This window comes from Curvibacter sp. T50, from assembly GCF_057219955.1.
Genome location: NZ_JBXVVU010000003.1, coordinates 15,742 through 34,405, shown reverse-complemented (window position 1 = coordinate 34,405; position 18,664 = coordinate 15,742). Strand labels below are relative to the sequence as shown.

The 18,664-nt window shown below is 61.6% G+C and carries 18 protein-coding genes and 1 tRNA gene; 15 read left to right on the top strand and 4 right to left on the bottom strand.

The features are described from left to right. Nucleotides 1-2 precede the first annotated feature (2 nt). Nucleotides 3-887, top strand: a complete 885-nt coding sequence (rapZ, locus tag AC2EBU_RS11750; RefSeq protein ID WP_484610621.1) for an RNase adapter RapZ — start codon at nucleotides 3-5, stop codon at nucleotides 885-887. 94 nt (nucleotides 888-981) lie between these two features. On the opposite strand, the gene mutY is transcribed toward rapZ, so the two are convergent. The 3 genes from mutY to mutM are packed head-to-tail and all read right to left on the bottom strand — an operon-like array spanning nucleotide 982 to nucleotide 4,895. Next, a complete protein-coding gene (gene mutY, locus AC2EBU_RS11745) occupies nucleotides 982-2,079 on the bottom strand; it encodes an A/G-specific adenine glycosylase (protein ID WP_484610620.1) in 1,098 nt (365 codons plus the stop codon). 4 nt (nucleotides 2,080-2,083) lie between these two features. Continuing rightward, a complete protein-coding gene (locus AC2EBU_RS11740) occupies nucleotides 2,084-4,087 on the bottom strand; it encodes a dynamin family protein (protein WP_484610619.1) in 2,004 nt (667 codons plus the stop codon). Continuing rightward, nucleotides 4,080-4,895, bottom strand: coding sequence for a bifunctional DNA-formamidopyrimidine glycosylase/DNA-(apurinic or apyrimidinic site) lyase (gene mutM / locus AC2EBU_RS11735; protein ID WP_484610618.1), 816 nt, complete (start codon nucleotides 4,893-4,895; stop codon nucleotides 4,080-4,082). Before mutM ends, AC2EBU_RS11740 begins: the two co-directional genes overlap by 8 nt. 39 nt (nucleotides 4,896-4,934) lie before the next feature. On the opposite strand from mutM, the gene AC2EBU_RS11730 reads away from it, so the two are divergent. The 7 genes from AC2EBU_RS11730 to pth all read left to right on the top strand — a co-directional run bounded on the left by AC2EBU_RS11730 (nucleotide 4,935) and on the right by pth (nucleotide 10,621). Further along, the gene (locus AC2EBU_RS11730; protein ID WP_484610617.1) at nucleotides 4,935-6,701 is read left to right on the top strand and encodes a tetratricopeptide repeat protein; all 1,767 of its coding nucleotides are present in this window, start codon (nucleotides 4,935-4,937) and stop codon (nucleotides 6,699-6,701) included. Nucleotide 6,702: 1 nt separating this feature from the next. After that, nucleotides 6,703-7,215 (top strand): lipoprotein insertase outer membrane protein LolB, encoded by a 513-nt coding sequence (locus AC2EBU_RS11725; RefSeq protein ID WP_484610616.1) that lies wholly within the window; start codon nucleotides 6,703-6,705, stop codon nucleotides 7,213-7,215. 25 nt (nucleotides 7,216-7,240) lie between these two features. Continuing rightward, a complete protein-coding gene (gene ispE, locus AC2EBU_RS11720; protein WP_484610615.1) occupies nucleotides 7,241-8,086 on the top strand; it encodes a 4-(cytidine 5'-diphospho)-2-C-methyl-D-erythritol kinase in 846 nt (281 codons plus the stop codon). A 35-nt stretch (nucleotides 8,087-8,121) separates the two neighbouring features. Continuing rightward, nucleotides 8,122-8,198, top strand: a tRNA-Gln gene (locus AC2EBU_RS11715). A gap of 44 nt (nucleotides 8,199-8,242) precedes the next feature. Continuing rightward, a complete protein-coding gene (locus AC2EBU_RS11710; RefSeq protein WP_484610910.1) occupies nucleotides 8,243-9,229 on the top strand; it encodes a ribose-phosphate pyrophosphokinase in 987 nt (328 codons plus the stop codon). Between the two features lie 91 nt (nucleotides 9,230-9,320). Continuing rightward, a complete protein-coding gene (locus tag AC2EBU_RS11705; protein ID WP_484610614.1) occupies nucleotides 9,321-9,950 on the top strand; it encodes a 50S ribosomal protein L25/general stress protein Ctc in 630 nt (209 codons plus the stop codon). 83 nt (nucleotides 9,951-10,033) lie between these two features. Beyond that, nucleotides 10,034-10,621 carry an aminoacyl-tRNA hydrolase gene (gene pth / locus AC2EBU_RS11700; protein ID WP_484610613.1) on the top strand — a complete coding sequence of 196 codons (588 nt, stop codon included), beginning with the start codon at nucleotides 10,034-10,036 and terminating at the stop codon, nucleotides 10,619-10,621. A 36-nt stretch (nucleotides 10,622-10,657) separates the two neighbouring features. Here the strand turns inward: pth and AC2EBU_RS11695 are convergent, their stop codons facing one another. Continuing rightward, nucleotides 10,658-10,930, bottom strand: coding sequence for a YfhL family 4Fe-4S dicluster ferredoxin (locus AC2EBU_RS11695; RefSeq protein WP_484610612.1), 273 nt, complete (start codon nucleotides 10,928-10,930; stop codon nucleotides 10,658-10,660). A 154-nt stretch (nucleotides 10,931-11,084) separates the two neighbouring features. On the opposite strand from AC2EBU_RS11695, the gene AC2EBU_RS11690 reads away from it, so the two are divergent. The 7 genes from AC2EBU_RS11690 (at nucleotide 11,085) to AC2EBU_RS11660 (ending at nucleotide 18,640) form a co-directional block, all read left to right on the top strand. Then, nucleotides 11,085-12,047, top strand: a complete 963-nt coding sequence (locus AC2EBU_RS11690; RefSeq protein WP_484610611.1) for an ABC transporter permease — start codon at nucleotides 11,085-11,087, stop codon at nucleotides 12,045-12,047. Further along, entirely contained in the window at nucleotides 12,044-12,868 is an 825-nt protein-coding gene (locus AC2EBU_RS11685) for an ABC transporter permease (protein ID WP_484610610.1), read from the top strand. The genes AC2EBU_RS11690 and AC2EBU_RS11685 overlap by 4 nt, the downstream gene beginning before the upstream one ends. A gap of 3 nt (nucleotides 12,869-12,871) precedes the next feature. Further along, on the top strand, nucleotides 12,872-13,870 hold the full coding sequence (locus AC2EBU_RS11680) for an ABC transporter ATP-binding protein (protein ID WP_484610609.1): 999 nt from the start codon (nucleotides 12,872-12,874) through the stop codon (nucleotides 13,868-13,870). After that, entirely contained in the window at nucleotides 13,867-14,667 is an 801-nt protein-coding gene (locus tag AC2EBU_RS11675; protein ID WP_484610608.1) for an ATP-binding cassette domain-containing protein, read from the top strand. Before AC2EBU_RS11680 ends, AC2EBU_RS11675 begins: the two co-directional genes overlap by 4 nt. Nucleotides 14,668-14,729: 62 nt before the next feature. After that, the gene (locus AC2EBU_RS11670; RefSeq protein ID WP_484610607.1) at nucleotides 14,730-16,223 is read left to right on the top strand and encodes an ABC transporter substrate-binding protein; all 1,494 of its coding nucleotides are present in this window, start codon (nucleotides 14,730-14,732) and stop codon (nucleotides 16,221-16,223) included. A gap of 4 nt (nucleotides 16,224-16,227) precedes the next feature. Beyond that, nucleotides 16,228-17,625: an amidase gene (locus AC2EBU_RS11665; protein ID WP_484610606.1), complete on the top strand. Its 1,398-nt coding sequence runs from the start codon at nucleotides 16,228-16,230 to the stop codon at nucleotides 17,623-17,625. Nucleotides 17,626-17,785: 160 nt separating this feature from the next. Further along, nucleotides 17,786-18,640: a 3',5'-nucleoside bisphosphate phosphatase gene (locus AC2EBU_RS11660; RefSeq protein WP_484610605.1), complete on the top strand. Its 855-nt coding sequence runs from the start codon at nucleotides 17,786-17,788 to the stop codon at nucleotides 18,638-18,640. Nucleotides 18,641-18,664: the final 24 nt, after the last annotated feature.

Genomic DNA, 18,664 nt, shown 5'->3' with positions numbered 1-18,664 from the left:
TCATGTCCCAAATTTCAACAGACAATCGATCGGCCAACGAACTGGTGCTCATCACCGGAATGTCCGGCTCCGGCAAATCGGTCGCCCTGCGCGGACTGGAAGACATTGGCTTCTTCTGCGTTGACAATCTGCCGCCGGAGTTGCTATCGGACCTTGTCGATGTCAAGAACTACCGAAACTGCCATCAGCTTGCCATTGCAATTGACGCGCGCAGCGCAGAGAGCCTTCCAGAAGTCTCCCATCGCATTCGAGTTCTCCGCGCCAAAGGAATCAACGTCCGCTCGATTTTCCTGGACGCAACCACCGACACGCTGGTTCGCCGCTACTCCGAAAGCAAGCGCAGGCACCCGCTTTCGGCCACTCACGGTGGCGCCGAGCGCCATGCATTGATCGAAGCAATCGAGCTGGAGCGCAAGCTGCTCCTGGCGTTGCGCGACGAGGCGCATGTCATCGACACCAGCATCATCCGATCAACTCAACTCGTCGATTTCGTCAACCGGCTGGCCACAACTCAGTCATCGCCCATCACCATCGTTCTGGAATCGTTCGCTTTCAAACGGGGCATACCGGTGGATGCGGACTTCGTATTTGATGCACGCGCACTCCCCAACCCGTTTTATGAAGAGCCATTGCGGGCTCTCACCGGAAGGGATGGCCCGGTTCAGTCGTTTCTCGCCGAAATGGTGGAACCCGACCTGTTCAGCGAGGAGATCATCGCCCTGTTGAACCGGTGGATTCCCCGCTTCCAGAAGAACAAGCGCAGCTATGTCACCGTCGCGGTGGGATGCACCGGCGGGCAACACCGTTCCGTCTACGTCGTTGAAAAAGTTCACAGCCAGATATCGCATCGCTGGGCGGCCATTCGCCGCCACCGGGAGCTGGACTGAGCACTGCGCAACCATCGCAGGGCTTGCCCCAGGGGGCGCACCGCCCAGGATGCTGTTCTTGACATGAAATTTGGCCGTACCCATCGCAATATGGTCATTTATTGCTATCGTTTTTCACGATCTGGGCACCACCCCTACTCGCTGCAACCGGCAGTTGCAACATGCGCTTGACCGGCGCGGGCAAGCCGTAGGTGTGCAGTTGTTCGCGTGTGACCCAGTAGCCGTGCAAGCCGCCTTTTCGACCCCGCTTCGAATCGCTTCGATAGACCAGGCGGTGAATCGATAAGTCCAGATGGGTCAATGTGTGGGAAACCGGGGCGAGCTCGGCTTGCAACTCCCAGCCCAGCGCTTGTCCGGCGGCCACGGCCGTCTCGCGGTCGCAATAGTCCGGAAGGCAATAGAGGCCACCCCAGATCTGCTGGTCTCCACGTCGGATCAGAAACACCCGCCCGTCCGCGTCGACTCCCTGCAGCAACCACATCGCCCGGGCTGTCCGAGTGGCCCGCGCGGCCGCACGCACCGGTAGGCGATCGACAATCCCCTGCGCCAAGGCGCAGCACTCGGCCGCAAGTGGACATTGCTGGCACAGCGGTCGGCGCGGCGTACAAACCATCGCGCCCAGGTCCATCAAACCTTGGGTGTACGGCGACAGGCTCTGCACATCAGCAAGCGATGACACGGATCGATCAGCTAGAGACCACAGTTGTCGCTCGGTCGCCGCCGACCGGATGTCGCCGTGCACCGCGTGGTAACGAACCAGGACCCTCTTCACGTTGGCATCCAAAATGGCAACCCGCTCGCCATTGCAGAACGCGGAAATGGCAGCCGCCGTCGATTTTCCGATTCCCGGCAAGGCAGCGAGCTCGGTCGCAGTCGCCGGAAACCGACCTCCATGGCGCAACACCAATTCGCGTGCGCATCGATGCAGGTTTCTTGCCCGGGAGTAATAGCCCAGGCCGGCCCAAAGGCTCAGTACCGCCTCAACAGGCGCGTTTGCAAGGGTAAAAACGTCAGGAAAGTGCTGAAGGAAGCGTCCGTAATACGCCAGCACCGTCACAACCTGGGTTTGCTGCAGCATGATCTCGGAGACCCAGACGCGGTAAGGCGTCCTGTCCACCTGCCACGGAAGGTCATGCCGACCGTGGTTCCGTTGCCAGGAGGCAACCTTTTCAGTGAAGCTGGTAAAGGTCATCGCGCTAGTGGCGCGCTGTCATTTCCGCAGCGGTGGCATGAACCGTTCGTGCAAGTGTCGCCGCCTTGGCACCCAGTTCGTCCAGCAGTCTTTCCTGAACACCAATTTCGTCCAGACGATAACCCAGGCCGTCCGCTGCATCACCGATCCGCTCGACCGCTTCAATGCGCCGCGCGTAGTTCCGCCGCTTTTCACGCAATTGGGTATCCAACCCATTGGCCGCAAAGCGGTTCCAGGCCTCCAGTTCGGACAGTTCAGAGTCATGAATGGACCGTATTCGCGAATACAAGGCCCGAAGCAGTTTTTCGGCAGCGTTCTCCTGCATCAGGCCGAAAGAATTCCCGAGACTTATGAACTTGAGGTATCCCGTTCTGACCAGCTGTACTTCATTGCGATATTTGCCGAGATCGACCGCCTCAGCGATCTGCAGAGAGAAACCAAACTCGGAATTAAGCTGCCGGAACGTCCCGTGCAGCATCTTCGTCATTTCATCCTGAAGATCGGCAACTTCACCTTGGATCGCCTCAAGGCGGTCAAACAGATCCTCGTATGCAGTCCTGAGCCCAATCTTGAAGCGGCTGGCGGTAAGAACACTCCGAATGGCCGCAAAGTCCTTCTTGAGGCTTTCACTTCCCAGAATGGTGGCCAACTTTGATTGGCTCTTGTTGTGAATTGATCGAAGCGCCAGCATCCGCTGCCGAGCACCGTCAAACTCCTTCTCTTCCTGTTCTATCCGCCCACGCAATTGCTTGATAACCAGGCTGTTCTTGCCCTTGAGCCCTTTCAATTCGAGGGCTTGTTCCGAGAGGTCCCGCTTGCGTGTCATAACCAGATGGGCAATTTCCTTTTCGAAATCTTGGGCACTTGCCGCCAGCGCGTTGGTGATCACCTCCTTGCGATGGTGTACCAGACGCTCCACCAAAGCCTGTTCCAGATCGCCGAGGCGACTCGCTGCCAGCAGCTTGCTGTCGCCACGAACCTTCGCCAACAGCCCTTTCTGCGCGGAAACCGGGATGACCTGATCGACCGAAACGCCCAATGTGGCGGCCGTTGACACCCGCTGTTGCTCAATCTGTGCACTCACCGACTGAACCGTGCTCAGGCCATCCCACAGTACGTCGATCTTGTTCAGAACCGCCAAACGATTGTTGTGGTCACCCTCATGGACCACAAGGTGATTGCGCCAGATATCCAGGTCAGATTTGGTCACCCCGGCGTCTGCCGAAAGGATGAACAAGGCAGCCTGGGCCTGCGGGATCAGATTGACGGTCAGCTCCGGTTCCGCGCCGATGGCGTTCAACCCCGGCGTATCCAGGATCACCAAGCCCTGCTTGAGAAGAGGGTGCGCCATGTTGATGACCGCGTGGCGCCACCGTGGCACCTCAACAAGTCCGTCCGCATCGACGGGCGCGGTGGCACCGCCTTCGGCGGTCGACCAAAGGCCCAACGCGGCGGCATCCTGAAGCGATACTTTCCTGACCTCGGAGACCTTAGCCATTGCCGTGGCCAAGCCCTCCCCGTCATTGGCATCCAGCTCGATCCGTATCCATTTTTCCGGCGTCATCCGCCATTCCATCAAGGCCTGCGGCTCCAGCCTGGTCTCGATTGGCAGCAATAGCAGGCATGGCGGAAGCTGGTCGTCGTATCCCAGCTCTGTCGGACACATCGTCGTTCGGCCTGCGCTTGCAGGCATGATGCGACGACCATACGAGGCGAAGAAAATGGCGTTGATAAGCTCCGATTTGCCTCGCGAAAACTCCGCTACGAATGCCACCATGACTTTGTTGGCGCGAACCTGCGTGTCGATCCGGTCGAGTCGATCGGAGACAGAGGGAGTCAAGAAACCCTGCTCCTCTATCCAACGACGCAGTGCGGAGACCAGATCAAGAAGGTCGGCCCGCCAATGCCCGAAAGCCTCGATTTCGGTATTCAGTGACGGGCCGGACGGGAGCTCGGCACGTAAAGACTCCCCGGGAACGGATTGGGCACCTTTCGAAGGCTCAGACATGTTGACATCCTGGGCAGAAAAAGGTGGATCGGTTGTTTTGCACAATCTTGGCCACCGTGCCGCCGCATCGATGGCACGTCTGCCCGGCACGGCCGTACACCATGGCCACCGATTGGTAGTTGCCCGCACGACCGTGGACGTCTTGGTAGTCGCGAAGGGTGCTTCCCCCACGATCAATGGCGGCCTGCAACACGTCCCGAATGGCACTGTGCAGGCGCCGTGATCGCACAAGCCCAATGGCCGCGCATGGCGTGGTCGGTCCGATTTGCGCCCGAAATAGCGCTTCTGACGCGTAAATATTGCCGACACCAACCACCATTTCGCCTCCCAGAAGGGCCGTCTTCACCGAGCACCGACGCGCCTTCAACGCACGCTGAAAGCCTTTCAGATCGAAACTCTCGTCCAGGGGCTCGGGACCAAGGTGGCTCAGCAATTTCCGCGCAGGGTCAACCCCCTGGGACGCCGACCAGACCACCGCGCCGAAGCGCCGAGGATCGCAAAGCCGCAAAACACCCGCCGACGTTACCAGATCGAAGTGATCGTGCGGGCCAAACGGTTGATCCGATGCAGCAAGAAAGAGTCGACCCGACATGCCAAGATGCAGCAGGAGGATGCCCTGGTCCAGTTCGAGAATGATGTATTTCCCTCTGCGCAAGACCCGTGCGATGGTGCGCCCGCGTAGTTCGCGCCCCTCGACGCCGAGTGGCCAGCGCAGGCTTTTTCGCACAACCACGTCCGTGATCGATTGACCGCAGAGCCGATCGGAGATTCCGATACGGGTCACTTCGACCTCGGGCAGTTCCGGCATGGGTGCGTCTTTTCTTTCCAGTTGAATTATTATCAGCCGATGAAGTCTTCCCTCCGGCTGATGGTGATTCTGGCATGCCTGTCCGGCCAGGTCGGGATCGCTGCGGATAGCAGCGCAACGGATGTTGGGGGACCGCCTCCGTCCACCGCAGGCAATTCCGCTCTGGATGGCCGTACTTTCTATCAGTTGGTCCTGGCGGAGATCTCAGTCCACCAGAGTGACCCAGGAACCGGATATTCCTTGTTGCTGGACGCAGCCCGACGCAGCAACGCGCCTGAGCTCTATAGGCGAGCGGTCGAAATTGCGATTCGCGCCCGGGCCGGAGATGCCGCACTTCAGGCCACACGTGCCTGGCAGCGCGCGCATCCCACGTCAATCGAAGCCGCTCAGCATGAGTTGGAGATCCTCATCGCATTGAATCGCGTACCCGAATCCGCTCAAGTGCTGGAGCGAGTCCTGGACCTGAGTGCTCCGAAAGAGAAGCTACAAACGCTTGAACGCATCCCTGGTCTCTATGCTCGTGCCACCGACCGCAAGGCCGTAGCGGTCGCCGTAGAAGCAGGTTTACGCCGCAGCCGCTCGGACCCAACGCTGGTTGCTGGGGCATGGGCTGTCATTTCCCGGGCACGCTGGCTTGCCACCGACGAAGCCGGCGCCTTGGCAGCGCTTCAGCTCTCCCAAGCGGCCAATCCGCAGTACGAACCGGCAGTCCGCATGGCCTTGGACATGCTAGGACCTGAACGTCCTCTGGCGGAGAAGCTGGTCAAGCGATACCTCCAGCGGCAACACGCTTCCGACTTCAATGTTCGCCTGGCCTACTCACAAGCTCTGATCGCCCAGGATCGTCCGGACGAAGCCCTGGAACAGTTGCAGACTGCGCTCGAATCCAGTCCCGATCGAAAGGACATTCTGCTGGCCCAGGGCGGAATTCTGATTCAGCTCCACCGATTCGCCGAGGCCCGCCAAGCCTTGGAGTCTTTCCTGAACTCACTTTCCGAACCAGTAACGGACAACAGGCTCCGCCAGCAGCGGGAACACGCGCTGACGGCCCTGTCGCAGATTGCAGAACGGCAGGGCAACCTGATTGAAGCCGAACAGTGGTTGCGGAGAATCGATCCTGACAATGTTTCGCTGACAATCCAGGCTCGACGAGCCGGCGTGCTCGCCCGCAGTGGACAAATCGATGCGGCCCGCTCGGTGATTCGCGCGGTACCGGCTTCGAATCCGGGCGATGAAAAGTCCCGATTCATCGCGGAAGCGCAATTGCTGCGAGAGTTGAAGCGGTACCCAGCGGCGATGTCGGTGCTCGAATTGGCTGCTGCCGCTGCTCCGGCGGACACTGACCTCCTCTATGAGCAATCGCTGGTCGCGGAAAAGCTGGGCGACTTCACCCGGATGGAATCACTTCTGCGTCGTATTGTGGAAATCCAACCGAGCAGTCCCCATGCGTACAACGCGCTCGGTTATTCGCTGGCCGACCGAAACGTGCGCCTGGAAGAGGCCCGGGGGCTGATCGCCAAGGCGGTAGAACTCGCGCCAGAAGACGCCTACATTCAAGACAGCCTTGGATGGGTTGAATTTCGCCTGGGAAATCACGAGGTCGCAAGGCAAATCCTTGAGCGAGCATTCCAGGCCAAACCAGACGCGGAAATTGCGGCCCACCTCGGTGAAGTCCTTTGGACGCTGGGAGACCGTGAGCGGGCCAAGGTAACCTGGCGCAAGGGTCTTGCATTGAATGCGGACAATGACACACTGCTGAGCACCTTGCGGCGTTTTGGCAACCCGATAGCCCGACAACCGCACTGAAATGCATTTCAGCCACGCGGCAAACCGCCTGCTGTGGGCGTGGGTACTTGCCCTGCCATGGATCCTTCTCGGGTGCACGGTCGCACCAGAAAAAACAGATCATGCGATTTCCGCTGGACCTGCATCCTGGTTTGGCAGGATTTCCATCGTCAACCCGCAAGCCCAACCGGTCCGGTTCTCCGCCTCCTTCGAGCTATCTGGATCAAAACTGGCCGGTAGCCTGCATCTTTCGACCAGCCTCGGTACAAGTCTTGCCCGCGTGGTCTGGAGCCCTGACGCCGCCCGCGTTGAAACGCCAGGCTCTGTCTCGGGATATCCGTCGTTGCACGGTCTGCTCGCCGCGCACTTCGGGATGGCATTTCCGATTGATCAGGTATTCGCTTGGTTGAATGGGCAGACTCCCGCCCTGGAGGGTTGGTTGATCGAAATCGAAGAACCGCCTGTCAGGCGGCTGATCGCTCGAAGCACCCATCACCCTGGCGTCGAGATCAGAATCCTTGTCGATCAACCGTAGCTCAGGCCCAACGCCCGAAGAAACGATGAACGCCTTTTTCGACCTCCCTGCACCCGCCAAACTCAATCTTTTTCTTCATATCCTGGGCCGCAGGTCCGATGGATACCACCTTCTCCAGTCAGTTTTCGTCCTCATCGACTGGTGTGATACCTTGCATATCGAACGGACGACTGACGGCCGAATCCAGCGCAAGGACCTTGGCTGGGCGTTACCCGTCGATGATTTGACAGTCAGAGCCGCACGCGTACTGCAATCGGCCACCGGTTGCACTTTAGGTGCGACGATTACCGTAAACAAGCGAATTCCCGCACAGGCTGGCATGGGTGGCGGATCCTCCGATGCGGCCACTTGCCTTTTGGCGCTTAATCGTCTGTGGGACCTGAACCTCAGCTTGAAGCAGTTGATTGCGCTCGGGCTTCCGCTCGGGGCCGATATACCGTTCTTTTTGCGCGGGACAAACGCCTGGGTGGAAGGGGTCGGCGAGAAAATCCAACCGATACACGTCCCGCGTCAGCGCTTCGTCGTGGTCAAACCCACCCAGGGGATACCGACGAAAGATGTATTCCTTCATCCCGAATTGAAAAGGGATACCGGGCATGCTATAATCAAAGACTTTGCTGTAGACCCGTTTGGCTTTGGCTGCAACGATTTGCAACCGATCGCAGAGCGGCTTTGTCCGTCCGTTCGTGAAGTCACTTTGTGGCTCAGAAAGTATGGGCTAACTGGTAGAATGACCGGATCGGGAAGCGCGGTATTTGCTCCCGTTGCGCTAGCTGATTGCGTGGGTGACCCCCCGCAAGGCTGGTCAATGCGAGTCTGCAGCAGTCTGGATTCTCATCCGCTTACCGGGTGGGCCTCCAGCGACGATTGATCGGTCGTACGATAATTTTTTCGCACGACCCGTGTAGGGGAGTCGCCAAGTTGGTAAAGGCACCGGATTTTGATTCCGGCATGCGAGGGTTCGAGTCCTTCCTCCCCTGCCAAACCTTTGAACGGTCAGGCACACTTCACGTTCGCCGGCACTCCGATGCAGCCTAACAACGCTCCCCCTACCCCCGACTTCATGTTGTTCACCGGCAACGCAAATCCCCGGCTAGCCGCGGAGGTTGCGGAACACCTGGGAACGACGCTCGGGGCCGCCGATGTCGGTCGGTTTTCCGATGGTGAAGTCACGGTAGAGATCAAGCAAAACGTGCGCGCACGGGATGTGTTTGTGGTCCAGTCGACCTGTGCCCCGACCAATGAAAACCTGATGGAACTGCTGATCATGGTCGATGCGCTCAAGCGGGCATCGGCGGAGCGGATCAGTGCCGTCATCCCCTATTTCGGCTATGCCCGGCAGGATCGTCGGCCCCGGTCAACCCGGGTTCCGATCACGGCCAAAGTTGTCGCCAATATGCTGCAGGCCGTCGGTGTTGCCAGGGTTCTGACCATGGACCTGCATGCTGATCAGATCCAGGGGTTCTTCGACATTCCGGTAGACAACATTTATGCATCGCCGGTTTTGCTCGGCGATCTCCGCCTGAAAAGATACGAAGATTTGATTGTGGTGTCGCCGGACGTCGGTGGCGTGGTCCGTGCGCGCGCTCTGGCCAAGCAACTGGGCTGCGACCTGGCAATCATCGACAAACGCCGCCCCAAGGCCAACGTCAGCGAAGTCATGCACGTCATCGGCGAAATCGAGGGTCGCAATTGCGTCATCATGGACGACATGATCGACACGGCCGGGACCCTCGTCAAAGCTGCTGAAGTACTAAAAGAGCGCGGGGCGCGCAAGGTTTACGCCTACTGTACCCACCCGATCTTCTCCGGCCCTGCGATTGAGCGGGTCAGCAAGGGGACTGCGCTGGATGAAGTAGTAGTGACAAACACGATCCCTCTTTCCGACAGCGCGCGTCAGTGCCAGAAAATCCGCCAACTTACCGTTGCCCCGCTGATTGCGGAAACCATCCAGCGTATTGCTCGCGGTGAGTCGGTCATGAGTCTTTTCTCGGATCAGGAAAACCTTTTCTGATCCGTTTTCGTCGGCCGGTCGTGCATAGCGCGACACGGCCATTTTCAATCGGAGCCGCACTGGTCGCGGTCGGCTTCATCAGGAGTCAGCTATGAAATTTGTCGCCTTCGAGCGAGCCAAGCAGGGTACGGGTGCGAGCCGCCGTCTGCGCAATTCGGGCCGTACGCCCGGTATCGTCTACGGTGGATCTGCGGAACCGCAATTGATCGAACTGGACCATAACGCCTTGTGGCATGCGATCAAGAAAGAAGCCTTCCATTCGTCCATTCTGGAAATGGAGTTGGGCGGCAACGTCAGCAAAGTGCTCTTGCGAGACCTGCAGATGCACCCCTTCCGCCCGTATGTCCTCCATATCGACTTTCAACGCGTCGATGCCAACACACGACTGTCCATGAAGGTGCCAGTGCATTACAGCGGCGAAGAAGAGTCGCCGGCTGTCAAACTGGAGCACTGCCTCGTGAACCACGTTGTCACGGAGATCGAAGTCAGCTGTCTGCCCGGTGATCTGCCCGAATTCATTGCCGTCGATCTCAGCAATCTGCAAAAGGGCACCTCGCTGCACCTCAACGACATCGCCCTGCCCAAGGGTGTCAAGGCAGTCACCCACGGCAAACCCAATCCGGTTCTGGTGTCGGTCACCGCTCCAGTTGTCGAGGAAATCGTTGCACCGACCGCCGCTGCGGCCGCTCCGGCCAAGGGCAAAGCCAAAGGCAAGAAGTAAGCTTTAGTCGGCAGATTATTCGATTGCATCGAACTACACGGCCCGCCTGCGCGGGCCGTTGTGCTTGGAACAGGCTAGCCGCCATGATCAGACTGCTCGTCGGCCTGGGAAATCCCGGCCCGGAATATGAGGCCACACGCCACAACGCCGGATTCTGGTGGGTCGAAGCGGCGGCCCGCGACCTGCGCACACACCTCGACCCTGACCGCAACTTCGCAGGCCTTGTTGCCCGCGCAGGCACCAATATTGCGTCGCCAGTATGGTTGCTGATGCCCCAGACCTACATGAACGCCTCAGGTCGAGCCGTTGCCGCGCTTGCACGTTACTACAAGCTGGAGCCTCAGGAAATACTGGTCATCCACGACGAGTTGGATCTTTCACCCGGGCAGGTCAAGCTCAAACGCGGCGGGGGCCACGCCGGACACAACGGACTGCGCGACATCCACGCCCAGCTGGGATCGGCCGACTACTGGCGACTTCGGATCGGAATCGGACACCCAGGTGTGAAGACCGAGGTTGCGAACTGGGTCCTTCGAAAACCACCCACCGAACAGCGCGCCGCCATCGAAGACGCAATCGCCCGATCGCTGGCAGCCCTGCCCAGCCTGCTCGGCGGCGAGTTCGAAAAAGCAACCCGCCTCATCCACGCCCCTCCGGCCCCAGCCGCGTAGTCCTGTGTCGGAGGCAGCAACCCGACGGCCCGACACTCATGCTCCCGTGCTACCACGGCCTGCGGCCATCTGCAGCCGATGGAATTTCCTCCACAGGGTTTCACGGCTTTCGACGCGCTCAGGATTCACCGGAATACACGCTACCGGACAAACTTGCACACATTGCGGCTCATCGAAATGTCCGACACATTCTGTGCATTTTTCCGGATGGATCTCGTAGATTTCCGCGCCCATGAATATCGCGTCGTTGGGACATTCCGGCTCGCAGACGTCACAGTTGATGCATTCGTCGGTAATCATCAGCGCCATGGCTGCTCTCACTTTTCCAATGGTCCGATCGCCCGGGAGGCGACCTGAACGACCGTCCGATTATCCGGCGCTCACGGCCTGCGCCGAAGATCCACGGTGGCGAACCCTCCCGCGCGTGGGTCTTTGTCCATAATCGCGGCAAATTGACCCGCGCATGAGCCTATTCCTGATCAAGCGGTTTCTGACCCTGGTCGCCACGCTGCTGGCGGCTTCGTTGGTCGTCTTCGCGGTACTTGAAATCTTGCCCGGCAATGCCGCCCAGTTGCTCATGGGGCCCGACGCAAGCCCGGAAGCCGTCGAATCGCTCGCCCGCAAACTGGGTCTGGACCGCCCGGCACCGCAGCGCTACTTCCAGTGGATCACGGGCCTGCTGACCGCCGACCTCGGGGAAAGCCATGCCTATAGCAGCCCCGTCTCCGAACTCATTGCCCAACGTCTTGGCCTGACCATTCCGTTGGCCCTGATGGCCATGCTCATGGCCTCGCTGATTGCGCTGACCGTCGGCATCACAGCTGCCGCCCATCACAACCGCGTCGGCGACTACGGCCTGATGACCTTCACGCAGGTCGGCATCGCCATACCGAACTTCTGGTTTGCCATCCTGCTGATCCTGCTTTTCGCGGTGCACTTGCAGTGGTTTTCTTCGGGCGGGTTCCCGGGCTGGCATCCCGATGAAGGCGGCGGCTTTTCAGCCGCGCTGAAAGCACTGTTCTTGCCGGCATTGTCTCTGGCCGTGGTGCAGGGCGCCATCCTGGCGCGGATCACCCGTTCCGCGGTTCTCGAAGTCTTGAGAGAGGACTACGTACGTACGGCACGGGCCAAGGGCTGCTCGCGCCAGCGTGTCCTGTGGGGCCATGTCCTGCGCAACGCGCTCATCCCGGTGGTGACGGTCATGGGTCTGCAGTTTGCCAACTTGCTCGCCGGAACCATCGTGGTCGAGAACGTGTTCTACCTGCCCGGACTCGGACGCCTTATTTTTCAGTCCATTGCGAATCGCGACCTTATTGTGGTGCGCAACTGCGTCATGCTGCTTGCTGCAATGGTGATCGTGGTCAATTTCTTCGTTGACGTCCTGTATGCGCTGATTGATCCGCGCGTGAAAGCCGGTGACCTTTGATTGCGCCGTTCCGCCACCCCAGCCTGATCATCGGCGCCGCGTTCAGCCTCGTGCTGGTGGCCGCAGCCCTGCTTTCCTGGATATGGACGCCCCACTCACCCTTCGAAATGAACTTGGAGCACCGACTGCTCCCCCCCGGCGCACCCTATTGGCTGGGCACCGACCCGTTTGGCCGGGACGTGTTGTCGCTCCTGCTGGTAGGCGCACGCAACTCGATCCTCGTCGGCGTCATTGCCGTCGGCATCGGCCTGATCGTCGGGACGGCCCTGGGCCTTGTCGCGTCGGCCCGGCGTGGCTGGACCGAGGAAGTGATCATGCGTCTGTCCGACTTCACATTTGCGTTCCCGGCAATTCTCTCGGCCATCATGATGACGGCGGTGTTCGGCCCCGGCATTGTCAATTCGATCATCGCGATCGGAATTTTCAACATACCGACCTTTGCCCGCATCACCCGCGGCTCCGCCAACGCGCTATGGGCGAGAGAGTTCGTACTGGCTGCACGCGCTTGCGGCAAAGGGCCAACCAGCATCACCGTAGAACACATCCTGCCCAACATCATCCCGATCCTCATCGTTCAGGCCACCATCCAGTTCGCCATTGCGATCCTCGCTGAAGCCGCACTGTCCTATCTCGGTCTGGGAACGCAGCCCCCGCAGCCCTCCTGGGGCCGCATGCTCAGCGATGCCCAAACCCTGCTGTTCCAGGCGCCCTTGCTTGCCATATGGCCAGGGCTGGCGATTGCCTGCGCTGTTCTCGGCCTCAACCTGCTGGGCGACGGTCTGCGTGACCTGTTGGATCCACGCCTGGCCCGCCACCGCTGAACCATGGCCGGAGACGCGCTGCTCGAAATCGAAGACCTTCGCGTGCGCCTCACGACGGCGCACGGACCGGTCGACGCAGTTCGCGGCATCAGCTTCACGTTACAGGCCGGCGAAACCGCCGGTCTGGTTGGTGAATCCGGCTGCGGCAAATCGCTGACCGCGATGTCCCTGATGGGCCTTGGGCCCGAGCGCGCCCGCATACGCGGTACTGTGCGTTTTCTGGGTACCGAAATGACCACGCTGACGGAGCGCCAGTGGTGCGCCATCCGGGGCAAAAAAATCGGCATGATTTTCCAGGAACCCATGAGTGCGCTCAATCCGGTTCATACCGTCGGCCACCAGATCGCCGAACCATTGCGCCTGCACATGGGGCTGGACCGCCATGCCGCCCGCAAGCGGGCCATCGAATTGCTGGATCGTGTCGGCATAGCACACGCAAGCCGCCGCGTCGACGCCTGGCCCCATCAGTTCTCCGGCGGGCAGCGCCAGCGCATCACCATCGCCATGGCCCTGGCCTGCGAGCCTTGCCTGCTGATTGCGGACGAACCGACCACCGCGCTGGACGTCACCGTTGCCGGCCAGATTCTCGAACTCATCGGTGAACTGGTTCGCGAACGGCATATGGCACTGCTGATGATCTCGCACGATCTCGGTGTCATCGCCAACCACGTTGAGCGAACGATGGTGATGTATGCCGGAACCATTGTCGAATCAGGACCGACAGCGGCTGTTTTTCGGGCGCCATCTCATCCGTACACGCAAGGCCTGATGGGCTCGCGACCCCAACTGAACCGCAATGGCGCCACCGCACCCGGCACACGTAAACGCCTTCCTGCGATTGCCGGCTTCGTTCCACGCCTGCACGACCTGCCCGAAGGCTGTGCGTTCGCCCCACGTTGCCCCCGTGCGACGGACCAATGTGCCGCGGCACCGCCACCGGTCTGGAGCCGGGAGGATCACCACCGCGTCGCCTGCATCCACCGCAGCAGCGCCACTCCATGACTGCCCTGCTGCACGTCGATTCCCTGGGCAAACGCTATGCCCTGACACGGGCGTTGCCATGGCGCCCAGCGGAGACGCTGGAGGCCCTGGCCGGCGTTTCGCTCCAGGTGCGTGAGGGCCACAGCGTGGGCATCGTCGGTGAGTCCGGCTCGGGCAAATCGACGCTGGCGCGCTGCGTCATGGCCCTGGAGACACCCAGTTCCGGTGCGGTTCGGATGATGGGGGTCGACCTGCACCAGCTGCCACCCGGGGAACTGCGCAGGGCCAGGCGCCACTTCCAGATGATCTTTCAGGATCCGTATGGCTCGCTGGACCCGCGAATGCGTATTGGACGCACCATCGGCGAGCCCTTGGCTGCCTTGCCGGCCACGGACCGTCCGAGCCGCCGGGACATGGACGACCACGTCCGCGAAGCCTTGCTGGCCGTCGGCCTGACTGCGGCGGATGCGCAACGTTTCCCCCACGAGTTTTCCGGCGGCCAGCGTCAGCGCATCGCCATCGCACGCGCCATCATCAACCGACCCCGCCTGATCGTTGCCGACGAACCGGTCAGCGCACTGGATGTCTCGGTGCAAGCCCAGGTACTGAACCTGCTCATGGACCTGCAAGACCGCTTCGGTATCTCCTATCTCTTCATCAGCCACGATCTGGCAGTGGTTCAGCATGTGTGCGACGAAGTCGCGGTCCTCCAGCATGGCCGGATCGTCGAATACGGCCCACCGCACGACCTGTTCGCCCGCCCGGCCCATCCCTATACCGAAGCGCTGGTCAAGGCCGTTCCGGACATCCGTTTTTAGTCAGCGCCCCCGCAACACCTCGCCACTTTGGCTACCATGGGGCCCCTTCACAGGAGATCACCATGCTTCGTCGGGAATTCGCCATCGGAACCCTGGCCGCTACCACGCTGGGCACGTTGCCGCTCGGTGCCACTGCTCAGGGGCGCAAAAACGCTGTCGTCCTTGCCATGACTCTGGAGCCCCCGGGGCTGGATCCGACCGCAGGTGCGGCATCGGCCATCGCCGAGGTGGTTCTGTACAACGTTTTCGAGACCCTCACGAAAATCAACTCCGACGGCAGCGTCTCGCCCCTGCTGGCAGAACGCTGGGAAGTATCGCCCGACCTGCGCACCTACACCTTCCGCCTTCGCAAGGGGGTACGTTTCCACAACGGTGAGCCGTTCAATGCCGCCACCGTCAAGTTCGCCTTTGAACGCGCAGCCGGCGAAAAAAGCACCAACAAGGACAAACGCACCTTCGCTGCCATCGACAGCATCGGTGTGATCGACGAACACACCGTTGTGCTGATCAACAAAGAGGTCAACCCCGACTTCCTTTTCCTTTTGGGGCAGGCCACCGCGATCATGGTGGAGCCCAAAAGCGTGGACACCAATGCAACCCGCCCCGTCGGCACGGGGCCCTATCGCCTTGACAGCTGGACCAAAGGCGCGTCGATCTCACTGGCGGCCTGGGAAGGCTTCCGCCAGGCCGGCTCGATCACCATGCGTCGGGCCACATTCCGCTTCATCTCCGATCCCGCGGCGCAAGTGGCCGCGCTGCTCGCGGGCGATGTGGACATATTCGCCCGCGTCGCCGCCGCGCGCAGTCTTGAGCAGTTCCGTCGCGACAAACGATTCCAGATCGTCGTCAGCGGCTCGCGTGCCAAGACCATCCTGGCGCTGAACAACAAAAAGAAGCCGCTTGACGATGTGCGGGTCCGACGCGCCATTTCGGCGGCGATCGACCGCAAGGCCGTCATCACCGGCGCTGCCGACGGTTTCGGGGTGCCGATCGGCAGCCATTACGTGCCTGGCGCCTTCGGCTATGTCGATACCACCGGCATCAACCCGTTCCAGCCGGACAAGGCCCGCGCCCTGCTGTCCGAAGCGGGCATCAAGACGCCGCTGGAGCTCAGCCTGATCCTGCCCCCACCGCCCTACGCCCGCCAGGGTGGCGAAGTCATCGCCGCGCAGCTGGCCAAAGTGGGCATCGTGGCGAAACTGCAAAACGTCGAATGGGCGCAATGGCTGAGTACCGTTTACGGCAACAAGGCCTATGACATGACCCTGATTGCCCATGTCGAGCCGTTTGATCTGGGCAACTTTGCCAAACCGGGCTATTACTGGGGTTACGAGTCGGCGCGCTTCAACGAAATCTTCAACAAAATCAACAACTCCCCGCGCGATGCCGACCGGGCACGCCATCTTGGCGAAGCCCAGCGCCTGATCGCGCAAGACGCGGCCCACGCATTCCTGTACCAGCCACAGTGGATCACGGTGGCGAACGCGCGCATCAAGGGCCTGTGGAAAGACATGCCCATCTTCGTCAACGATCTGTCCGCACTGGCCTGGGCCTGAGCGCATGAGCGCACTGCACCGGCTGGACGCGCGCACGCTGCTGGCCCGTTACCGCGCGGGGGATGTGTCGCCCGTCGAGGTGGTACGCGACACCCTCAACCACATCGACCGCTGCGAACCGCAACTGCGCGCCTGCTGGCTCCTCTTTCCGGACGCGGCCCTCGCCGCAGCCCGTGCGTCCGAACAGCGCTGGCGCATGGGCTCCCCCCAGGGTCCGCTGGACGGCGTGCCGGTCACCCTGAAGGAGAACATCGCAACGGCCGGCGACCCGGTCCCCATGGGAACGGCAGCCACCACCCTGGAGCCGGCCGTGGCCGACAGCCCGCCGGCGGCGCGACTGCGTGAGGCCGGCGCCATCGTGCTGGCCAAGACCACCATGCCCGACTACGGCATGCTGACGTCAGGCCTGTCAAGTTTCCATGCGCTGTCACGCAACCCGTGGGACACCATGCGCACCCCGGGCGGCAGCAGCGCCGGCGCCGGGGCTGCTGCCGCCGCCGCCTACGGGCCCTTGCATCTGGGAACCGACATCGGTGGCTCGATCCGGCTGCCCGCCGCCTGGTGTGGGGTTTTCGGGCTCAAACCCAGCCTGGGTCGCATCCCCATCGACCCGCCTTACACCGGCCGAGTCGCCGGCCCCATGACCCGAACCGTGGCGGATGCGGCGCTCCTCATGGCCAGCCTGAGCCGGCCCGATCGCCGCGATTGCATGAACCTGCCACCCCAGGACATCGACTGGAGTCTTCCCGCCCTGGATTCCACGGCGCTGCGCGGCCTGCGCATCGGTCTGCTGCTCGACGCCGGCTGTGGTCTGGCCGTCGAGCCCGCAATCGTGGCAGCCGTGCAGAAGACGGCCGATTCCCTCGCCCGCGCGGGCGCCCAGATCATTCCCATGGCGCCATTTTTCACCCGGGAAATGCTCGACGGCATGGACCGTTTCTGGCGGATGCGCTGCTTGCGTGAGCTTTCGGCCCTTCCCGAGGGGCGGCGCCAACGCGTGTTGCCGTACATCCGCGCCTGGGCGGAAAGCGCCAGCAACATGACAGGCGTGCAGGTCTACGACGCGGTCAGCCAGTTTCACCTCACGCGGGTCAGCACCCACCGGGCCTGCGCACCGTTCGACTTTGTGCTTTCACCGACCGCCCCGGTCTCGCCACCGCCGGCCGATTGGGCCTCGCCCACCAACGACCCGTTGCGGCCGCTGGAACACATCGCCTTTACGGTGCCGTTCAACATGTCCGAGCAGCCGGCGGCGTCCATTCCGGTCGGTGTCACCGAAGACGGGCTGCCCATCGGCGTCCAGATCGCCGGCGCCCGCTTCGATGATGCCGGCGTGCTGCGACTGAGCGCCCTGATCGAAGCGCTTCGGGGCCCGCTGCCCGTGCCCGCGCTGTCCGCCTGACGGGCAGCCCGTCGATTAAGCTATATAAAATATAGCGAACAAAGACCTTTTTACGCTGGGTATTGGCCTTTTTTTCTGAATTTCCGCACCCGGATCGGTCCGACCCTCCCGCAAGACCCGGCAGACACCATGGTAGGTCCGCCCCGCCTAGAATGCAGTCGTGAACTCGACCCTCAACGCCGACCTGCATTGCCATTCCGTGGTGTCGGACGGCACCTTGACCCCGGAAGCCCTGGCGGCCCGTGCCGCCGCGCGCGGCGTCGACCTGTGGGCACTGACCGACCATGACGAAATCGGTGGCCAGCACCGCGCCATGGCCGCAGCGCGGGCCGAGGGCATCGGTTACCTGACCGGCACCGAAATCTCCGTCACATTTGCCGACCAGACCGTGCACATCGTCGGCCTGGGCTTTGACGCTGACGATGCCGATCTGCGCGACGGACTGGTACGCACCCGCGGGGGTCGTGGCGAACGCGCCCGCGACATGGCCGCCAGCCTGGAACGGGTGGGCATTTGCGGCGCGTATGAAGGCGCCCTGCGGTACGCCGGAAACCCCGAGCTGATATCGCGCACCCATTTCGCACGATACCTGGTTGAAAGCGGTGTCTGCCGCGACACCTACGAAGTCTTCCGCCGATTCCTCACCGAGGGCAAGCCCGGTTTCGTGCCCCATCGCTGGGCCCGCCTGGGTGACGCGGTGGGCTGGATCGTTCGTGCCGGCGGCATGGCCGTGATTGCCCACCCGGCCCGTTACGGCTTTAGCGCCAATGAAGAATACGCGCTGTTCACCGAATTCAAGGCCCATGGCGGCCAGGGCGTCGAAGTGGTCACCGGCAGCCATTCGGCTCAGGAGGCCCTGAAGTACGCCGCGATGGCCCGGGAGTTCAGCCTTGCGGCTTCGCGCGGCAGTGATTTCCACAGCCCCGACGAAAGCCATACCGATCTGGGCAGTCTGCCCCCGTTGCCCGCCGATCTGACCCCGGTGTGGACCTTGCTGGCCCACCGCGTTCACTGAGCGCGACGGCCCGGCTGGTCAGGC

Bases quoted from the DNA above. Each gene is read 5' to 3' on its own strand.
- rapZ (WP_484610621.1), top strand. From the start codon at position 3: ATGTCCCAAATTTCAACAGACAATCGATCGGCCAACGAACTGGTGCTC.
- mutY (WP_484610620.1), bottom strand. From the start codon at position 2,079: ATGACCTTTACCAGCTTCACTGAAAAGGTTGCCTCCTGGCAACGGAAC.
- AC2EBU_RS11740 (WP_484610619.1), bottom strand. From the start codon at position 4,087: ATGTCTGAGCCTTCGAAAGGTGCCCAATCCGTTCCCGGGGAGTCTTTA.
- mutM (WP_484610618.1), bottom strand. From the start codon at position 4,895: ATGCCGGAACTGCCCGAGGTCGAAGTGACCCGTATCGGAATCTCCGAT.
- AC2EBU_RS11730 (WP_484610617.1), top strand. From the start codon at position 4,935: ATGAAGTCTTCCCTCCGGCTGATGGTGATTCTGGCATGCCTGTCCGGC.
- AC2EBU_RS11725 (WP_484610616.1), top strand. From the start codon at position 6,703: ATGCATTTCAGCCACGCGGCAAACCGCCTGCTGTGGGCGTGGGTACTT.
- ispE (WP_484610615.1), top strand. From the start codon at position 7,241: ATGAACGCCTTTTTCGACCTCCCTGCACCCGCCAAACTCAATCTTTTT.
- AC2EBU_RS11710 (WP_484610910.1), top strand. From the start codon at position 8,243: ATGCAGCCTAACAACGCTCCCCCTACCCCCGACTTCATGTTGTTCACC.
- AC2EBU_RS11705 (WP_484610614.1), top strand. From the start codon at position 9,321: ATGAAATTTGTCGCCTTCGAGCGAGCCAAGCAGGGTACGGGTGCGAGC.
- pth (WP_484610613.1), top strand. From the start codon at position 10,034: ATGATCAGACTGCTCGTCGGCCTGGGAAATCCCGGCCCGGAATATGAG.
- AC2EBU_RS11695 (WP_484610612.1), bottom strand. From the start codon at position 10,930: ATGGCGCTGATGATTACCGACGAATGCATCAACTGTGACGTCTGCGAG.
- AC2EBU_RS11690 (WP_484610611.1), top strand. From the start codon at position 11,085: ATGAGCCTATTCCTGATCAAGCGGTTTCTGACCCTGGTCGCCACGCTG.
- AC2EBU_RS11680 (WP_484610609.1), top strand. From the start codon at position 12,872: ATGGCCGGAGACGCGCTGCTCGAAATCGAAGACCTTCGCGTGCGCCTC.
- AC2EBU_RS11675 (WP_484610608.1), top strand. From the start codon at position 13,867: ATGACTGCCCTGCTGCACGTCGATTCCCTGGGCAAACGCTATGCCCTG.
- AC2EBU_RS11670 (WP_484610607.1), top strand. From the start codon at position 14,730: ATGCTTCGTCGGGAATTCGCCATCGGAACCCTGGCCGCTACCACGCTG.
- AC2EBU_RS11665 (WP_484610606.1), top strand. From the start codon at position 16,228: ATGAGCGCACTGCACCGGCTGGACGCGCGCACGCTGCTGGCCCGTTAC.